A 16,587-nucleotide genomic window follows, 5' to 3' on the forward strand; every position below is an offset into this window, starting at 1 on the left:
CCAGCTGCGCAGTGGCTACTTGCTGACCGAGGCTATGATGCCGATTGGTTCCGCGAAGCCTTGCAGGACAAGGGGATCAGGGCCTGTATTCCTGGCCGCAAGGCGCGCAGGAGCCCCATCAAATACGACAAGCGTCGCTACAAACGCCGCAACCGCCCCTCTCGTGACATTGCTCCGCAATGCACTGCCGGGCAGCGATACGAGATCATGTTCGGCAGGCTCAAGGACTGGCGACGCGTGGCGACCCGCTACGACAGATGCCCGAAGGTCTTCCTCTCCGCCGTCGCTCTCGCCGCAACTGTGATGTTCTGGTTATGAGTCCTGAGCCTAGGGTTCAGTCGGTCGGGGCTGACGTTTGGCATCGTGCGCCTTCGCTGGGCGAACTGGTGCGGATGCCGCGCTTCGTTTCGGGAGCGCTGGTGAAGAGGGCGCGGAAGCCGAGCATGGAAATTTCTTCGCCGGTCAGTGACGGCCTGCGCCGTGAGTCTCATGAAGACACGGGCGTCTCAGGTCCGGGGCCGGGTCGATGGGCGAAGTATTGGGGCGGTCGCCTGTCTTCAGCGGCGAGAGAAGTGGAGGCAATGGGCGGAAGGCTGTGATCATCAGCGCTGGACTAAAGTTTAACATATTGATATTATTTATTAATTTTGTTTAAAGGAAACTCCCGGTGGGGCCAGGATCGCCGTCTCGGGCTGCAATTGACGCCTCTGACAAGAAAGCTGATGCTTTTACGCTGAGAAAAGCAGAAGGATCGCGAAAATTTGCTGATTTTCATGTTAGCTTTTCGAAATTTTCAAAAATTTGCAAATTTGCGCAATTTCGCTTTGGAGTCAGGTCGGGCGGATATATGGTTCGACGAAATCTTATAGGGGATCGCATCATGAAGGACATTCTTTCCGAGCTGGAAGAGCGTCGCGAAGCCGCCCGCCTGGGCGGTGGACAAAGGCGGATCGACGCGCAGCACGGCCGCGGCAAGCTGACCGCGCGCGAGCGGATCGACCTGCTGCTGGACGAGGGCAGCTTTGAAGAATTCGACATGTTCGTGTCGCATCGTTGCACCGATTTCGACATGCAAGAGCAACGGCCCTACGGCGACGGGGTGGTGACCGGTTGGGGGACCATCAATGGCCGCATGGTCTATGTCTTCAGTCAGGACTTCACCGTCTTTGGCGGCTCGCTCAGCGAAACCCACGCCCAGAAGATTTGCAAGATCATGGATATGGCGGTGCAGAATGGCGCCCCGGTGATCGGCATCAACGATTCCGGCGGTGCCCGGATCCAGGAAGGCGTCGCCTCGCTGGCCGGTTATGCCGATGTGTTCCAGCGCAATATCATGGCCTCGGGTGTGGTGCCGCAGATCTCTGTCATCATGGGCCCCTGCGCCGGCGGCGCGGTCTATAGCCCGGCGATGACCGACTTCATCTTCATGGTGAAAGACACCTCCTATATGTTCGTGACCGGCCCCGATGTGGTGAAGACCGTGACGAACGAGGTGGTCACCGCCGAGGAGCTGGGTGGTGCCTCGACCCACACCAAGAAATCCTCGGTCGCTGACGGCGCCTTCGAGAACGACGTGGAAGCGTTGACGGAAATCCGCCGTCTGGTCGATTTCCTGCCGCTGAACAACCGCGAAAAGCCCCCGGTTCGCCCGTTCTTCGATGAACCGGGCCGGGTGGAGCTGAGCCTCGACACGCTGGTGCCGGAAAATCCGAACACCCCCTACGACATGAAGGAACTGATCCTGAAGGTCGCGGACGAGGCTGATTTCTATGAAATCCAGGCCGATTACGCCAAGAACATCATCACCGGCTTCATCCGCCTGGAAGGCCAGACCGTGGGTGTGGTGGCGAACCAGCCGATGGTGCTGGCCGGCTGTCTGGATATCGATTCCAGCCGCAAGGCGGCGCGGTTCGTGCGTTTCTGCGACTGTTTCGAAATCCCGATCCTGACCTTCGTCGACGTGCCGGGCTTCCTGCCGGGGACCAGTCAGGAATACGGCGGCGTCATCAAGCACGGCGCCAAGCTGCTGTTCGCCTATGGCGAAGCCACCGTGCCGAAGGTTACCGTGATCACCCGCAAGGCCTATGGCGGCGCCTATGACGTTATGGCGTCCAAGCACCTGCGCGGCGATTTCAATTATGCCTGGCCCACCGCCGAGATCGCGGTGATGGGCGCCAAGGGCGCGACCGAGATCCTCTATCGTTCGGAACTGGGCGATGCCGAGAAGATCGCGGCGCGGACCAAGGATTACGAAGACCGCTTCGCTAACCCCTTCGTGGCGGCCGAGCGCGGCTTTATCGACGAGGTGATCCAGCCCCGTTCGACCCGTCGCCGGGTGTCTCGCGCCTTTGCGTCGCTGCGCAATAAGAAGCTCAGCAACCCTTGGAAAAAGCACGATAATATCCCGCTCTAAACGGGTGTATTATCAGGCTTGAACTGCCCTCGCCGGAGGCCGCGACTGTCAGCGTCCGGCGAGGGGTTGAATTTCCGGGACGATCAGAGATGGCCCTGTCGGGGATGCCCTTCCTGCTTTTGATGCACCGTGCCTGTCAGGGCGCTGGAAGGATTTGTCTTCAGGGTCTGGTAAATAGACATTTTATGTCGTGTCGGACGATTTCGCCGTTTGACAATCAGGGGGAAGCTACGTCATGATCCCGCTCAGCGGATACCGGACAGCGCGACGGGGGTTCCGCGTTGCGCACGCAGCCCCGGCAGGAGGAGCTTGCCAGCAATGGCGAGGCCGGGGCTGCGGATTCACGCTGGTCACTCTGACAGGATCTGTTTTGATGTTTGCGGTAGCGTCGCTTGCTGCTGCTGCCCCGGCGGCGGTGCAGGTGGCGGTTCCGTCTGGGCGCCAGATTGCCCTGCAAGAGGTCTTGCTGGATGACACGCCCGGTGCCCTTTGGGCGCGGTTCCGGTTCTTGGCGCCGGATCTGGCCGCGGCGCCGGCGCGGGCGGGCGAGGATCTGGATGTGCTCTGCCGGGAGGTCGCACTGCCCTATCTGAGCAGCCATGATCTGAGCCCGGCACGGGTGGTGGTTTCCCTGGCAGATCGCGCGGTGCCCTTTGGCGAAAGCGATCCTGAGGCGACACAGGTGTTCGAGGCTTACCGGCTCGAAAAGACCGGTTGTGTCTGGGAAGGGTTTTGACAATGTTTCAGGATGTTGCGTTTCAAAGCTTAAGTTCTCTCACCGGCGCGGTTCCGCCGATCTTCCTGGCTGGTGCTGCTGGGCGCGGATGTTCTCTGCCGTGGCTTTGCGGTAGGATGCCGGCAGGTCACGGGACAGTGACCTTCGTCACGTGCCAGAGGCAGCCCGGGCAGCTCTGTCCGGCGGAGGACGTGGCGATCGCAAACAGGAGAACCAGATGTCGAAAAGCATCCAATTCATCGCCCTGGTCGGCTTCGTCGCCAGCGTTGCGGCTTGCAACAAGGCCCCGGAAGAAGATTACGTCCTGGCCCAGCCCGCACCGGTCACGGTCGAGCCGACTTTCAACAGCAAATACTGATACTTGCGCGGGGCCGGCCCTCGGGCCGGTCCCGACCCCGGCCGCGCGTCTCATGCAGGAGGAGCGGCCATGCTGAAGCATCGCGGCTTTCCGGGCCGTCAGCCCGGTACGGATTTCCAATTCACCATTCGTCGTGCCAACCCCAAGGGGGTGACGCCACTGACCCGTCGCGAACGATTCGCGGATCGCAAGCCGGCCGACCGCCGTGCCGATGCCGCGTTCATGCAGGCGCTGTGGGAGCAGTTCGGCGAAGAGCCTTTCGAACGCGGCAACCTGGACGCGGGCCGGCTGAGCTGGCTGTTCGGTCGTGAGGTCGTCGCCGCCGAGGAGCCGTTCGATCCGGCCAGTTATGAGGCGCTTTTGCGGATCGACGCAGAAGTGGCCGGGCAGAGCTTTCCGGAGATCTTCGGATGAGTCTCGGCGGGTTTTCGCAAGCTCAGGGGGCAAACCGGCAGGAACCGGCCCAAAAGGGGCGGGGGGATGCCACGCTCTTGGCGTTGTCCGAAGCTTGCGGCAGCCTGCCGGAGACGGTGTGCCATGGTGCGCCGTTCCATCTGTTCCGAACCCTACCTTTGCACGGGCAGACCCGGGCGTTTTCCCCGGCTCTGTCCGTTTTTTCTCATGCTTTGCCAGGCGCCGTCTCTCGGCGGGTGTTTGCCGAGATCACGGTCTCGCGATCCTCGGTGATTGTTTGGCCCGGCGCTCTGGCGGATAGTCTCGGCCACGAAAACCACAAGACAGGTAGAGCAGCATGCGAAAACTCAAGTTTCTGGTCGTGCCCGGCGCGCTTTTCGCGTTGGCGGGATGTCTCGACAACGATGGCGAACGCGCGCTTGCGGGCGCGGCCGTCGGTGCCGTGGCGGCGGATGCCACGAACAACAACGTTCTCACCGGTGCTGCAATCGGCGCGGCCGGCGGGGCGTTGTGCAACGACGTCGGGCTTTGCAACTGATCTGAATACCGCGCGGGCTGTGAAGCCTGTCGCACAACTATCCGAGGCCATCGGGGCGGGTCGCCGCTCCGGTGGCCTTTGTTTTGTTTCGGGCCGGCCGCATGGCTGTCGGCCCTGCACTGGAAGGGACTGGAATGTTCAATAAAATCCTGATCGCAAACCGGGGCGAGATCGCCTGCCGGGTCATCAAGACCGCCCGCAAGATGGGGATCAAGACGGTCGCCGTCTATTCCGACGCCGACAAGCATGCGCTGCATGTGAAGATGGCGGACGAGGCGGTGCACATCGGTCCGCCGCCGGCGAACCAGTCCTATATCGTGATCGACAAGATCATGGCGGCGATCAGGGAAACTGGCGCCCAGGCGGTGCACCCGGGCTATGGCTTCCTGTCGGAAAACCCGAAATTCGCCCAGGCGCTGGAGGCCGAGGGCGTGGCTTTCGTCGGCCCCCCGGTCAAGGCGATCGAGGCGATGGGCGACAAGATCACCTCGAAGAAGATCGCGCAGGAGGCCGGGGTTTCGACCGTTCCCGGTTACATGGGGCTGATCGAAGACGCTGACGAGGCCGTCAAGATCTCGGGCGAGATCGGCTATCCGGTGATGATCAAGGCCTCTGCGGGCGGCGGCGGCAAGGGCATGCGGATCGCCTGGAACGATCAGGAGGCCCGCGAAGGTTTCGAAAGCTCGAAGAACGAGGCGGCGAACTCCTTCGGCGACGATCGGATCTTCATCGAGAAATTCGTGACGCAACCGCGCCACATCGAAATCCAGGTGCTGTGCGATGCCCATGGCAACGGCATCTATCTGGGGGAACGCGAATGTTCGATCCAGCGCCGTAACCAGAAGGTCGTCGAAGAGGCGCCGAGTCCGTTCCTGGACGAAGCCACCCGCAAGGCGATGGGCGAACAGGCCGTCGCCCTGGCCAAGGCGGTGGGCTATGCCAGCGCCGGCACAGTGGAATTCATCGTCGACGGGTCGAAGAACTTCTACTTCCTGGAAATGAACACCCGCCTGCAGGTTGAGCACCCGGTGACCGAGCTGATCACCGGCATCGACCTGGTCGAACAGATGCTCCGGGTTGCCAACGGCGAACCGCTTTCCATCACTCAGGACGACGTCAAGCTGACCGGCTGGGCGATCGAGAACCGGCTTTATGCCGAGGATCCTTATCGCAACTTCCTGCCTTCGATCGGTCGGCTGTCGCGCTATCGTCCGCCGCTGGAACTGGCTGCGGGTCCGCTGCTGAAGAACGGCAAGTGGCAGGGAGATGCCCCGGAGGGCATGACCGCCGTGCGCAACGATACCGGCGTCTTCGAAGGCGGCGAGATCTCGATGTACTATGACCCGATGATCGCCAAGCTCTGCACCTGGGCACCGACCCGGGCCGAAGCGATCGAGGCGATGCGCGACGCGCTCGACGCCTTCGAGGTGGAAGGGATCGGCCATAACCTGCCGTTCCTGTCGGCGGTGATGGATCACCCGAAATTCGTGGCCGGCGACATGACCACCGCCTTCATTGCCGAGGAATATCCCGAAGGCTTCGAAGGTGTGGCTCTGTCTGAACTGGCGCTGCGCCGGATCGCGGCCAGCGCGGCGGCGATGCACCGGGTGGATGAAATCCGCCGTACCCGTGTGTCGGGGCGGATGGACAACCACGAGCGCCACGTCGGCGAAGACTGGGTCGTCAGCCTGCAGGGTGAGGATTTCCCGGTGACGATCTCTGCCGATCATGAAGGGTCCACCGTGCGCTTCGCCGATGGCTCGTCTCACCGGGTGTCCAGCGATTGGACGCCGGGCGATCAACTGGCCGAGATCACCGTCGACGGCAGCAAGCTGGTGCTGAAGGTCGGGCAGATCACCCAGGGCTTCCGCATCCGCAGCCGTGGCGCCGATCTGAAGGTGCATGTGCGCACGCCCCGTCAGGCCGAGCTGGTCAAGCTGATGCCGGAAAAAGTGGCGCCCGATACCTCGAAACTGTTGCTCTGCCCGATGCCCGGCCTGATCGTGAAGGTCAATGTCGAGGTCGGCGAAGAGGTGGAGGAAGGGCAGGCGCTCTGCACGGTCGAGGCGATGAAGATGGAAAACATCCTGCGCGCCGAACGCAAGGGCGTGGTCGCCAAGATCAACGCCGTCCCGGGCGACAGCCTGGCGGTCGACGAAGTGATCATGGAGTTCGAATAACTCCATGTCGGTCCGGGCGATATATCAATGTCTCCTGCCTCCGGTGCAGTCTTGCATCGGAGGCAAGCAGGCGTGTCGCCCGGGTCTGCGATTTGCGCGCTACTCAGAAGGGGCGGCGCGCCGTTCCTCGACCTCGCGCTGGCGCAGCGGTGTCTTGTCGATCGACCGGGTGATTTCCCGCACGCTTTGCGGCGATGGACGGCGCAGGGCCACGGTGCCGTCCTTGTCGATCAGCACGATCTGGAAGCCGCGCGGGCGCAGCTTTTGCCGCACCGGGCTGCGGGCACCGGGATCGGTATCGGTCAGCACCAGGACATCGCGCTCTGTCAGCCGCGCGGCCTCGGCGCGCAGCATGGCGATCTGGTCGATGTATCGCGGATCATTCGGAGTGTCTGCAAAGACCACCACCGGACGGTTCAGCCACAGGAAACCGGAAAGCGTCATGTCTGTGGCGGGCTGGATCAGCGGCGGCGCGGCATCGGTCGCTCCGGTGTCCTGCGCCATGGCAGAAAGCGGAATTAGTGCTGAAAGAACAAAGGCAAGAATGCGGGTCATGCGGTCTCCTGTCGGGGAGAATATAGACCTGTCTTTGGCGATTGCGACCGGCGAATGCCGGGCGGGCCATAAAAAGTTTTACGTTAATCGCTTCGTCAGGGGTTGGATGTGACAGTGATCCCATTCCCCGCAAGACGGTCGGCTGGGGCGGCCGCCAATCGAAGGACGGACAAGGCGATGGACGTTATTCTGCACATCGGGGCGCATCTCTGCGCGACGACCAGCTTTCAGGATTACATGTGGTGCAATTCCACCCGGCTGAAACGGGACGGAATTCAGGTCTGGGGGCCACGCCGCACCCGCAACGGGCTGTTCTGGGGGGTGTTGCCGGCGTTTTCGGGACGGAGCAGGGCAGAGGCGGTTCAGCGCGGGATCGGTCGGATCCGCATGAACCTGCAGCAATGCGAGGAGGCCGGTGTCGACCGGCTGATCGTCAGCGATGCGGCGATCATGGGGTCGCTGCGGGCCAATCTGCGCATGGGGGAGCTGTATTGCGGGCTGGGGGAACGGCTGGCGCGGTTGTCTCAGGCCTTTGAGGGCTATTCTCTGACGCTCGCGCTGAATGTCCGGGCGCTGGATGCCTATTGGTCGTCGGCGCTGTCGCAGGCGGTGACTCGGGGCGCGGGCCTGCCGACCGAAGGGGCGCTGGCGCGGCTGGCCGATAACCGGCGCGGTTGGCGTGATGTGATCGAGGAGATCTCCTGTGCCATCCCGGGGGCCGATCTGGTCGTGCTGCCCTATGAGGTTTTCGGTGGCCGCCCCGAGGCGCAGCTCGAGGTGCTGACCGGGCTGCCGGCGCCGCGCACCCATGCGCGGGGGTGGCTGAACGCGACACCTCGGCTGGCCGAGTTGCGCGCCTGGCTGCCGGCAGACGAGGCGCAGGCGTTGCCGAAGGGGAATGATATCTGGCACCCCTTCAGCCAGGCGCAGGCCGGGCGGCTCAGGGAAGTTTACGCCGACGACATGATGTGGATGGTCGGCGGGGCCGGCGGGATGGCCCGTCTGGCCGAGGATAGGGATAGAATGCGGGCGACGGGGGAAAACTCGGCGTCCCAGGGGCTGACAAGAGGAAGACGTGATGACGAAGAAATTGGACGACTGGCGGGCGCTGGCTGAGAAAGAGCTGCGCGGTCGCTCGTTGGAAGATCTGGACTGGACCACGCTGGAAGGCATCAAGGTCAAGCCGCTTTACACCGAGGAGGATACCGACAGCCTGCCGCATATGGGGACGCTGCCGGGTTTTGCCCCCTTCACGCGCGGGGTGAAGGCCACCATGTACGCTGGCCGGCCCTGGACCATCCGGCAATATGCGGGCTTTTCCACGGCGGAGGAATCCAACGCCTTTTATCGCCGCAACCTGGCTGCCGGTCAGCAGGGCGTCTCGGTCGCCTTCGACCTGGCCACCCACCGCGGTTACGACAGCGACCACCCGCGCGTCGTGGGTGACGTCGGCAAGGCCGGCGTGGCCATCGACTCGGTCGAGGACATGAAGATCCTGTTCGACGGTATTCCGCTGGACAAGGTCTCGGTGTCGATGACGATGAACGGCGCGGTGATCCCAATCCTGGCAAGTTTCATCGTCACCGGTGAGGAGCAGGGCCATGACAAGGCGCTGCTGGCGGGCACCATTCAGAATGACATTCTGAAGGAGTTCATGGTCCGTAATACCTATATCTATCCGCCCGAACCCTCGATGCGGATCATCTCGGACATCATCGAGTACACCTCGAACGAGATGCCCAAGTTCAACTCGATCTCGATCTCCGGCTACCACATGCAGGAGGCCGGCGCGAACCTGGTGCAGGAGCTGGCCTATACCCTGGCCGACGGGCGCGAATACGTTCGTGCGGCGATGAATGCCGGCATGGATGTCGATAAATTCGCCGGTCGTCTGTCGTTCTTCTTCGCCATCGGCATGAACTTCTTCATGGAAGCCGCCAAGCTGCGCGCCGCGCGGACGCTGTGGCATCGGGTGATGACCGAATTCGGCGCCAAGGCGGAACGCTCCAAGATGCTGCGGACGCACTGCCAGACCTCCGGCGTGTCGCTGCAGGAGCAGGACCCCTATAACAACGTCGTCCGCACCGCATACGAGGCGATGTCTGCCGTGCTTGGCGGCACCCAGTCGCTGCACACCAACGCGCTGGACGAGGCGATCGCGCTGCCGACTGACTTTTCGGCCCGGATCGCGCGGAATACCCAGCTCATCCTGCAGGAAGAGACCGGGGTTACCCATGTGGTCGATCCGCTGGCCGGCTCCTACTATGTCGAGAGCCTGACCGGTGACCTGATCGAAAAGGCCTGGGCGCTGATGCAGGAAGTCGAGGAGATGGGCGGCATGACCAAGGCCGTCGCCTCCGGCATGCCGAAGCTCCGGATCGAGGAATCGGCGGCCAAGCGGCAGGCGATGATCGACCGCGGCGAAGAGGTGATCGTCGGCGTCAACAAGTACCGCAAGGACAAGGAAGAGCCGATCGAAATCCTCGACGTCGACAACGTCAAGGTCCGCGAAAGCCAGATCGCCCGGCTGGAGAGCATCCGCGCCACCCGCGATCAGGCCGCCTGTGATGCGGCGCTGGCTGAACTGGCCCGGCGCGCCGAAGAGGGGGGCAATCTGCTGGAGGCGGCTGTGGAAGCCGCGCGCGCGCGCGCATCTGTTGGGGAAATCAGCATGGCTATGGAAAAGGTGTTCGGCCGTCACCGCGCCGAGGTCAAGACGCTGGCCGGTGTCTATGGTGCCGCCTATGAGGGCGACGAAGGCTTTGCCGCGATCCAGAAGGATGTCGAGCAATTCGCCGAGGACGAAGGCCGTCGCCCGCGGATGCTGGTGGTCAAGATGGGACAGGACGGTCACGACCGCGGCGCCAAGGTAATCGCCACCGCCTTTGCCGATATCGGCTTTGACGTCGATGTGGGCCCGCTGTTCCAGACCCCGGACGAGGCGGCACAGGACGCCATCGACAACGATGTGCATGTCGTTGGCATTTCGTCCCAGGCCGCGGGGCACAAGACGCTGGCGCCGCAACTGGTCGAAGCGCTGAAAGCGAAGGGCGCCGAGGATATCATCGTGATCTGCGGCGGGGTGATCCCGCAGCAGGATTACCAGTACCTCTACGACCACGGCGTCAAGGCGATCTTTGGCCCGGGGACCAACATCCCGCATGCGGCGCAGGACATCCTGAAGCTGATCCGCGAGGCGCGGGGGTGACAGCCAAACGCCGGAGCATTCTGATCGGCATGATCGCCGGGGCCCTCTGGGCGCCGGCGGTGGTGTTCGCTCCGGCGCTGATGGGGCTGCCTTATCTGCCGGCTCCGGTGACGCTGCCCGGTGCCTTTCTGGCGCCGGGACTGGTGCTGGCGCTGGTGATCGGGCGGATCGCCGCCCGGCGGTTTTTCGACGATGCCTTGATCGACGGGGCGGAGGCGGCCCTGGGCTCCGCCGCCGAGATTGACCAGAGGGTGCTGCGCAACACGGCCGAGCAGCTTGTTCTGGCGCTGGCGATCTGGCCTTTCGCCGCGCTAACGCTGGGCGGTGCGGTGGCAATCGCGCTGGGGCTGTCCTTTGCGGCGATGCGGCTTCTGTTCTGGATCGGCTATCGCTGGTCGCCGCCGCTGCGCGCCTTCGGCTTTGCCGCGACCTTCTATCCGACCGTTCTGGCCGGCGTCTGGGCATTGCTGTTCTGGGCAGTTTGAGGCCGATTTAGTTCAGGTCCGTAAGGGGCTGTTTGCCTTTCGGCTGACAGAGCGGGCCGCGCCGTATTCGAGCGGCCTGCCGCCTCAATTCCACGCTGTTTTCTTCGGCGCGAGAGGTCGCCTCAGGCGAGTCTGGCCGGCGAGAAGGTTTCCCCGGCCAGACTGCAGGGCGCAGGTTACGCGCCCGAACGCTGCTGCCAGGCGGAATAGCTCTGTACGCCGAAACCCGCATCGGGTTTCTCGTCGAGCATATGCAGCATCTCGATGGAATGGCCGTCGGGGTCCTTGAAGTAGATCGATAGCGCCGGCATCCAGCCCAGCACCACCGGCTCCGAAACCTCCTGCTCGCCGTTGAAACCAAGTGGGGTGATGCCGCGCGCCGGCAGGCTCTGGCAACTGTCCAGAACCGTCTGTTTGGTGGCGCGAAAGGCAAAATGCAGCTGCATTCCCATGGGCGCGCTACCGACGCCCCAAAGCCCCAGCATTCCAACCTCCTTCGGTCCCGCCCACAAGAATGCCACATCGCGCTCGGGGAGCCGCCGGGCCAGCTTCAGCCCCAGTTTATCTTGATAAAATTCAAGTGCGCGGTCCAGATTTCGCACCGTGAGATGTGTTTCGTAAATACCCAGAATCCCTTCGGCGATCTGTGTTTGTGTCATGTTCCCTCCAAATCTCTCGCAGGATCACCTGATCCCGATTCGCAGCATGGATTCTCAAGTGCACTTGAGGTCAACCGCCGGGATGTTACAAAGCCGCACGAGGGTTTAGCTGACCCGCCACGGGTCGGTCTCGCGGCGAAATTCAAAGATCCGGAATAGGAGCCTCCATGGAGCTTGATCACCTTGCCGTTGCCGGCACCACTCTGGAAGAGGCCGCTGTGGCGGTGGAAGAGGCACTGGGAATAGCCATGTTGCCAGGTGGGCAGCATGATGTTTTCATGACGCATAACAAGCTGTTGGGTTTGGCCGACGGGCTCTATCTCGAAGCGATTGCCGCTGATCCCACACGCCAGGCACCGTCCCGACCGCGCTGGTTCGATCTGGATAACTTCTCGGGTCGCGCCCGTCCCACCAACTGGATTTGCGCCACGGACGATCTGGACGCGCTGCTGGGGGCGCTGCCGGTCGAGGTGGGGGAACCGGTGTCTCTGACGCGGGGAGATCTGCGTTGGCGCAAGGCGGTGCCGGCGGATGGCAAGCTGCCGTTCGACAACCTCTTTCCCTCGCTGATCGAATGGAATTGCGATGTGCATCCCGCATCGGCTCTGCCGGAGTCCGGCTGTGCGCTGAAGCGGATGATCGTCACCCACCCAGAGGCCATGGCGATGCGCGATATCTTGGCACCGCATCTGTCCGATGCCCGCGTTATCTTTGAATCGGGCACCCCGGCGCTCCGCGCTGAGATCGAAACGCCCCACGGCCTGCGGGTGCTGGCATGATTATCCGTCCGGCGACCGCGGCGGATGCCGAAGCCCTTTGCGCGATCAGCAACCCGATCATCCGCGATACGGTGATCACCTTCAGCTCGACCGAAAAGACGCCCGAAAGCGTGGTGGAAGAGATCGCCGCCCGCGCTCCGGCCTATGTTGTGGCCGAACTCGAGGGCAGGGTGCTGGGTTTTGCCAGCTATACCCAGTTCCGCAGTGGCTCCGGCTATGTGCACAGCATGGAACACAGCATCCAGCTCGCTCCGGAGGCGCGCGGTCATGGGGCCGGGCGCGCGCTGATCGCCGCGCTTGAGGAAATCGGTCGGCAGAACGGTGTGCATGTTCTGGTCGCAGGTGTCAGCGCCGACAATCCGATGGGGCTGGGGTTTCACGCTGCCTTGGGGTTCATCGAGGTCGGTCGGATGTCCGAGGTAGGATATAAATTCGGCCGATGGCTCGATCTGGTGCTGATGCAGAAAATTATCCCCCCTGCGTCGTAAGCGCCCCTGACAGCGCCTGTCAGGCGGGCTAGTCTCGTTCCCATGTCCCTCTGGTCCCGCATATCCGATGCGCTTACGGCGCTCCGTCATGGTGAAAGTCTGGCGCAGGTCTTCGACCGTCTGCGCACGCCGCCGCAGCGCAGCGTCGGCTTTGCCATCGCGGTGATTGCGCTGGGGGCGAAGATGGCCAAGGCCGACGGTCACGTGACCCGTGACGAGGTGACCGCCTTTCGCGAGGTGTTCCAGATCGCCCAGAAAGACGAGGCCGGGGCGGCCAAGGTCTTCAATCTGGCACGAACCGATGTGGCGGGCTATCAGGACTATGCCCGTCGCATCGCCAAGATGTTCGAGAACGATCCCGAAACGCTGTGTTACCTGATGGAGGGGCTGTTTCACATCGCCATGGCGGATGGGTTCTATCACCCCGGAGAGAACGAATTCCTGTCCGATGTCGCCGGGATTTTCGGTCTGACGCCGGCACAGTTCCAGGCGATTCGCGCGCGTTACGTCCCTGATGCCGAGCCTGATCCCTATATGCTTCTGGGGGTCGCGGCCGATACGCCGTTGACCGAGGTGCGCCGCGCTTATCGCAAACTGGTGCGCGAGACGCATCCCGACAGGATGATGGCCCGGGGTGTTCCGCCCGAGGCGATCCGGCTGGCCGAGAAACGCATGGCCGAGATCAACCGAGCCTGGGCCGAGATCAGCGGAGAGCACGATGCGGCTCGCCACCTATAATGTCGAATGGTTCGCCAATCTGTTCGACCAGTCTGATCATCTGATCATGGATGACGGCCCCTCCGGCCGCCAAGGGGTGAGCCGAGCCGACCAGATCGAGGCGTTGGGCAAGGTCTTCACCGCGCTCGATGCCGATGCGATCATGGTGATCGAGGCGCCCAACACGGGCCGGCGTCAGGATGGCATGCGCGCACTGGAGCGGTTCGCCAAGGCCTTCGATTTGCGCCAGCGCCGGGCACTGATCGGCTTTGCCAATGAGACCCATCAGGAAATCGCGCTGCTCTACGATCCCGATGTGCTCAGCGTGCGTCACGATCCACAGGGCGAGGAGACCGGCAAAAAGGGCAGCGACGGGGCGCCGCGTTTCGACGGGGTGTTCCGGATCGACCTCGATAATGATGGCACCGAGGATCTGGTTACCTTCTCGAAGCCGCCGCTCGAAATCGCGGCGCGGACCGCGGGGGGCACAGACTTGCGGCTCATCGGGGTGCATCTGAAATCCAAGGCGCCGCATGGGGAACATACGCCCGAAGGGGTGATGCGGGCCTCGATCGCGAACCGGCGCAAGCAGTTGGCGCAGGCGATCTGGGTGCGCCGCCGGGTTGATACCTGTCGCGCCGCGGGCCAGCCGGTGATCCTGCTGGGCGATCTGAATGATGGTCCCGGCCTGGATGAATTCGAGGATCTGTTCGGGCGGTCCTCGGTCGAGATCGTGATGGGCGATGACCTGATCGACCCCAACGCTCAGACCGCGCTGCAGGGGCATGCCCGGGCCTTTCCGACGACGACGCGGTTCTTCCTGCCGGAAAAGGGGCGCTATCTGCATGCTTTGCTGGATTATATCATGGTGTCGCAGGATCTGATGTCGCGCCGACCGGCATGGCGCATCTGGCATCCCTTCGAGGACAAGACCTGTTACCAGATGCCTGAGCTGCGCGAGGCGCTGCTGATCGCCTCGGATCATTTTCCGGTGACGCTGGAGATCGAGATTTGACCCCTACCGTTTATGCCGGTTCCGCCTATATTGGGGGGATGAAACGGATGATCCCCCTTATTCTGGCCGCGAGCCTTGCCGCCTCTGCGAGTTTTGCCGAGGAACCGGCGGAAGAAAGCGGAAAATCCCTGATGAATCGCGGGTTTGAGTTGTTCATGGACGGGCTGCGTCAGGAAATGGCGCCGGCGATGGATGATCTCAAGGACATGGCCGGTCAGGTTGGACCCTCGATGCGGTCGTTCCTGCAGGAGATGGGCCCGGCGCTGGCCGAGATGATGGACAAGGTTAAGGATTGGACCCGGTATTATCCGCCAGAGATGCTGCCGAACGGCGATATCATCATGCGGCGGCGCCCTGAGGCGCCGGGGCAGGAGCCTGCACCCGATACGCCCGCGCCCGATGGTGCCCCCGAAGCGGCGCCGGCGCCGGATGGCAGCACCGATATCTGAGCCGCTGGGTGCCGGTCAGTTCCGGACGATGACCGCGCCTTCTGCGCCAAGCGATTGCGCCAGCGACATCAGCCGCGCCTGCGCCACCTCGCCATAAAGCGGCAGGTTCTCGCGCGGCAGCAAAAGTTCCAGCCGGCCTTTCTTGGGTTGCCAGTTCAGCGTGCCCATGTCGGCATCGGGCTTCATCAGGAACATGGCGCCGAAGCGCATCGCCTTGCCGAGGATCTCGGCCTGTTTCTGCAGCTTTTCGTCGAGCAGCCCGTACATGTCGCCAAAACGGGTATCGTCGCGCTTGTTGCGATAACGGTGTTGCAGCGCCAGCCCAAGGAACACCCTTTCGGAATGCTTCATGCCGCCCATATTGGCCCGGGTGGCCAGGTCGAAGCAGACGTCGGCACGATAGTCGGGGTGGGCGCGCCAGCTGACATCGTGCAGCAGGCAGGCCGCCTTGATCAGCCTGAGCTGCGGTTGCTGCGCCTGCGGAAACAGCGGCAGCACGAAGCGGAACAGCGTCTTGCCGAAGCCGGGCAGGCGGGCATCCTTGGCTTCGGCGAAGTAGCAGGCCTCGATCAGCGGGTCGCGGTCGCGCAGGCGCTGGGGCATCTGTTCGTACAGCAGCCCCTCGCGGATGCCATAGCTGGAAATCGCGATATCCTTGGGCTTGAAGCTGCGCACCAGCCGGCTGAGCACGTCGATGGCATAGGGCACCAGCGCCATCCGGGTCGAGGAAATGCCGGCCTCGCCTCGCAGTGCGTTCAGATCGGCGCCTTCGATGAAGGCGGCGGTCTCGCGGACAGATGCCGAGGTCATGCGGTATTCGTGCAGCACCTTCAGCGGATAGCCGCGCCGGGTCATGTCGATCCGGGCGATCGCCCGCCAGCTGCCGCCGACCAGGAACAGCCGGTCGCGTTGCGGCCCCATCTGGGTGGCCAGGTCCTCGACCACCGTCTTGATATGGGCCTTGCGACCGCGCCGGCCGCCCTTGACGTCCTGCAGCTTCAACGGCCCGAGCGGGGAGGTAACGCGGCGCCCGACGGTGCCGCCGGAAATCTCGGCCAGCTCCATCGAGGAGCCGCCGATATCGCAGATCAGCCCATAGGCGCCGGGCCAGCCCAGCAGCACGCCCTGCGCCGACAGCCGTGCCTCTTCCTCGCCGTCGATGACCCATATCTTCAGCCCGGTCTCGCGCAGCACCTCGGCGCAGAATTCCGGGCCATCCTCGGCATCGCGCACGGCGGCGGTGGCCACGACAGTCAGCGGCGGCAAATCCATTCCGTCCGCCAGATGGCGGAAGCGGCGCAGCGCGTTCAGGGCGCGGATGCGCCCTTCGGGGTTCAGCCGTCCGGTGTCCGACAGGCCGGCGCCAAGCGCACACATGATCTTTTCGTTATAGAAATAGGCAGGTGACCGGGCGGCGCCGTCGAAGACCACCAGCCGGACCGAGTTCGATCCGACATCGACCACTCCGACCCGCGATAACGCGCGCGAACTGGGATCATTGAACAGGGGGCGACCGAACGGCCCCCATTCGGGGTGTTCGATGTCCGGACTTAGGGTCATGGCGTTGCCTGGTTTCTTGTCGTGAGGATGCGG

The 16,587-nt window shown here is 63.3% G+C and carries 18 protein-coding genes; 15 read left to right on the top strand and 3 right to left on the bottom strand.

Translation table 11 applies throughout. The features are described 5' to 3' along the window. The 7 genes from G455_RS0116345 to G455_RS0116375 form a co-directional block, all read left to right on the top strand. The coding region (locus G455_RS0116345; RefSeq protein WP_028094679.1) for an IS5/IS1182 family transposase at window positions 1–318 on the top strand (318 nt) is incomplete at its 5' end. Window positions 319–880: 562 nt separating this feature from the next. Beyond that, the gene (locus tag G455_RS0116350; RefSeq protein WP_028094680.1) at window positions 881–2,413 is read left to right on the top strand and encodes an acyl-CoA carboxylase subunit beta; all 1,533 of its coding nucleotides are present in this window, start codon (window positions 881–883) and stop codon (window positions 2,411–2,413) included. Between the two features lie 373 nt (window positions 2,414–2,786). Then, window positions 2,787–3,149 carry a DUF6497 family protein gene (locus G455_RS0116355; RefSeq protein WP_229861821.1) on the top strand — a complete coding sequence of 121 codons (363 nt, stop codon included), beginning with the start codon at window positions 2,787–2,789 and terminating at the stop codon, window positions 3,147–3,149. 217 nt (window positions 3,150–3,366) lie between these two features. After that, on the top strand, window positions 3,367–3,507 hold the full coding sequence (locus tag G455_RS26715) for a hypothetical protein (RefSeq protein WP_169726942.1): 141 nt from the start codon (window positions 3,367–3,369) through the stop codon (window positions 3,505–3,507). A 69-nt stretch (window positions 3,508–3,576) separates the two neighbouring features. Beyond that, on the top strand, window positions 3,577–3,921 hold the full coding sequence (locus tag G455_RS0116365) for a hypothetical protein (RefSeq protein ID WP_028094682.1): 345 nt from the start codon (window positions 3,577–3,579) through the stop codon (window positions 3,919–3,921). A gap of 337 nt (window positions 3,922–4,258) precedes the next feature. Continuing rightward, complete coding sequence (locus G455_RS0116370; RefSeq protein ID WP_028094683.1) at window positions 4,259–4,459, top strand: hypothetical protein; 201 nt, start codon at window positions 4,259–4,261, stop codon at window positions 4,457–4,459. Window positions 4,460–4,593: 134 nt separating this feature from the next. Next, window positions 4,594–6,639 carry an acetyl-CoA carboxylase biotin carboxylase subunit gene (locus G455_RS0116375; protein WP_028094684.1) on the top strand — a complete coding sequence of 682 codons (2,046 nt, stop codon included), beginning with the start codon at window positions 4,594–4,596 and terminating at the stop codon, window positions 6,637–6,639. Window positions 6,640–6,738: 99 nt separating this feature from the next. Here the strand turns inward: G455_RS0116375 and G455_RS0116380 are convergent, their stop codons facing one another. Next, on the bottom strand, window positions 6,739–7,194 hold the full coding sequence (locus tag G455_RS0116380) for a DUF4174 domain-containing protein (RefSeq protein ID WP_028094685.1): 456 nt from the start codon (window positions 7,192–7,194) through the stop codon (window positions 6,739–6,741). A gap of 177 nt (window positions 7,195–7,371) precedes the next feature. Between G455_RS0116380 and G455_RS0116385 the strand changes: the two genes are divergently transcribed. From G455_RS0116385 to G455_RS0116395, 3 genes are read left to right on the top strand one after another with little or no spacing between them, the layout of a single operon-like run. Further along, window positions 7,372–8,310: a hypothetical protein gene (locus G455_RS0116385; protein WP_028094686.1), complete on the top strand. Its 939-nt coding sequence runs from the start codon at window positions 7,372–7,374 to the stop codon at window positions 8,308–8,310. Next, window positions 8,273–10,402, top strand: coding sequence for a methylmalonyl-CoA mutase (gene scpA, locus G455_RS0116390; protein ID WP_028094687.1), 2,130 nt, complete (start codon window positions 8,273–8,275; stop codon window positions 10,400–10,402). The genes G455_RS0116385 and scpA overlap by 38 nt, the downstream gene beginning before the upstream one ends. After that, window positions 10,399–10,887, top strand: coding sequence for an MAPEG family protein (locus G455_RS0116395; protein ID WP_028094688.1), 489 nt, complete (start codon window positions 10,399–10,401; stop codon window positions 10,885–10,887). The genes scpA and G455_RS0116395 overlap by 4 nt, the downstream gene beginning before the upstream one ends. Window positions 10,888–11,063: 176 nt before the next feature. Here the strand turns inward: G455_RS0116395 and G455_RS0116400 are convergent, their stop codons facing one another. Next, window positions 11,064–11,546, bottom strand: a complete 483-nt coding sequence (locus tag G455_RS0116400; RefSeq protein ID WP_028094689.1) for a VOC family protein — start codon at window positions 11,544–11,546, stop codon at window positions 11,064–11,066. Window positions 11,547–11,713: 167 nt separating this feature from the next. Here G455_RS0116400 and G455_RS0116405 point away from each other — a divergent pair, with 167 nt between their 5' ends. The 5 genes from G455_RS0116405 to G455_RS0116425 are packed head-to-tail and all read left to right on the top strand — an operon-like array spanning window position 11,714 to window position 14,994. Further along, window positions 11,714–12,325 carry a VOC family protein gene (locus tag G455_RS0116405; protein WP_028094690.1) on the top strand — a complete coding sequence of 204 codons (612 nt, stop codon included), beginning with the start codon at window positions 11,714–11,716 and terminating at the stop codon, window positions 12,323–12,325. Further along, window positions 12,322–12,813 (top strand): GNAT family N-acetyltransferase, encoded by a 492-nt coding sequence (locus G455_RS0116410; protein ID WP_028094691.1) that lies wholly within the window; start codon window positions 12,322–12,324, stop codon window positions 12,811–12,813. The genes G455_RS0116405 and G455_RS0116410 overlap by 4 nt, the downstream gene beginning before the upstream one ends. 42 nt (window positions 12,814–12,855) lie before the next feature. Further along, window positions 12,856–13,551, top strand: a complete 696-nt coding sequence (locus G455_RS0116415) for a molecular chaperone DjiA (protein WP_028094692.1) — start codon at window positions 12,856–12,858, stop codon at window positions 13,549–13,551. Further along, the gene (locus tag G455_RS0116420; protein WP_028094693.1) at window positions 13,532–14,545 is read left to right on the top strand and encodes an endonuclease/exonuclease/phosphatase family protein; all 1,014 of its coding nucleotides are present in this window, start codon (window positions 13,532–13,534) and stop codon (window positions 14,543–14,545) included. Before G455_RS0116415 ends, G455_RS0116420 begins: the two co-directional genes overlap by 20 nt. Before the next feature lie 47 nt (window positions 14,546–14,592). Continuing rightward, window positions 14,593–14,994, top strand: coding sequence for a hypothetical protein (locus G455_RS0116425; RefSeq protein ID WP_308434083.1), 402 nt, complete (start codon window positions 14,593–14,595; stop codon window positions 14,992–14,994). 15 nt (window positions 14,995–15,009) lie between these two features. Here G455_RS0116425 and G455_RS0116430 read toward each other — a convergent pair whose 3' ends face one another. Further along, window positions 15,010–16,554 (bottom strand): Ppx/GppA family phosphatase, encoded by a 1,545-nt coding sequence (locus G455_RS0116430; protein WP_028094695.1) that lies wholly within the window; start codon window positions 16,552–16,554, stop codon window positions 15,010–15,012. Between the last annotated feature and the right edge of the window lie 33 nt (window positions 16,555–16,587).

It is taken from the genome of Pseudodonghicola xiamenensis DSM 18339 (assembly GCF_000429365.1).
Lineage (GTDB): Bacteria > Pseudomonadota > Alphaproteobacteria > Rhodobacterales > Rhodobacteraceae > Pseudodonghicola > Pseudodonghicola xiamenensis.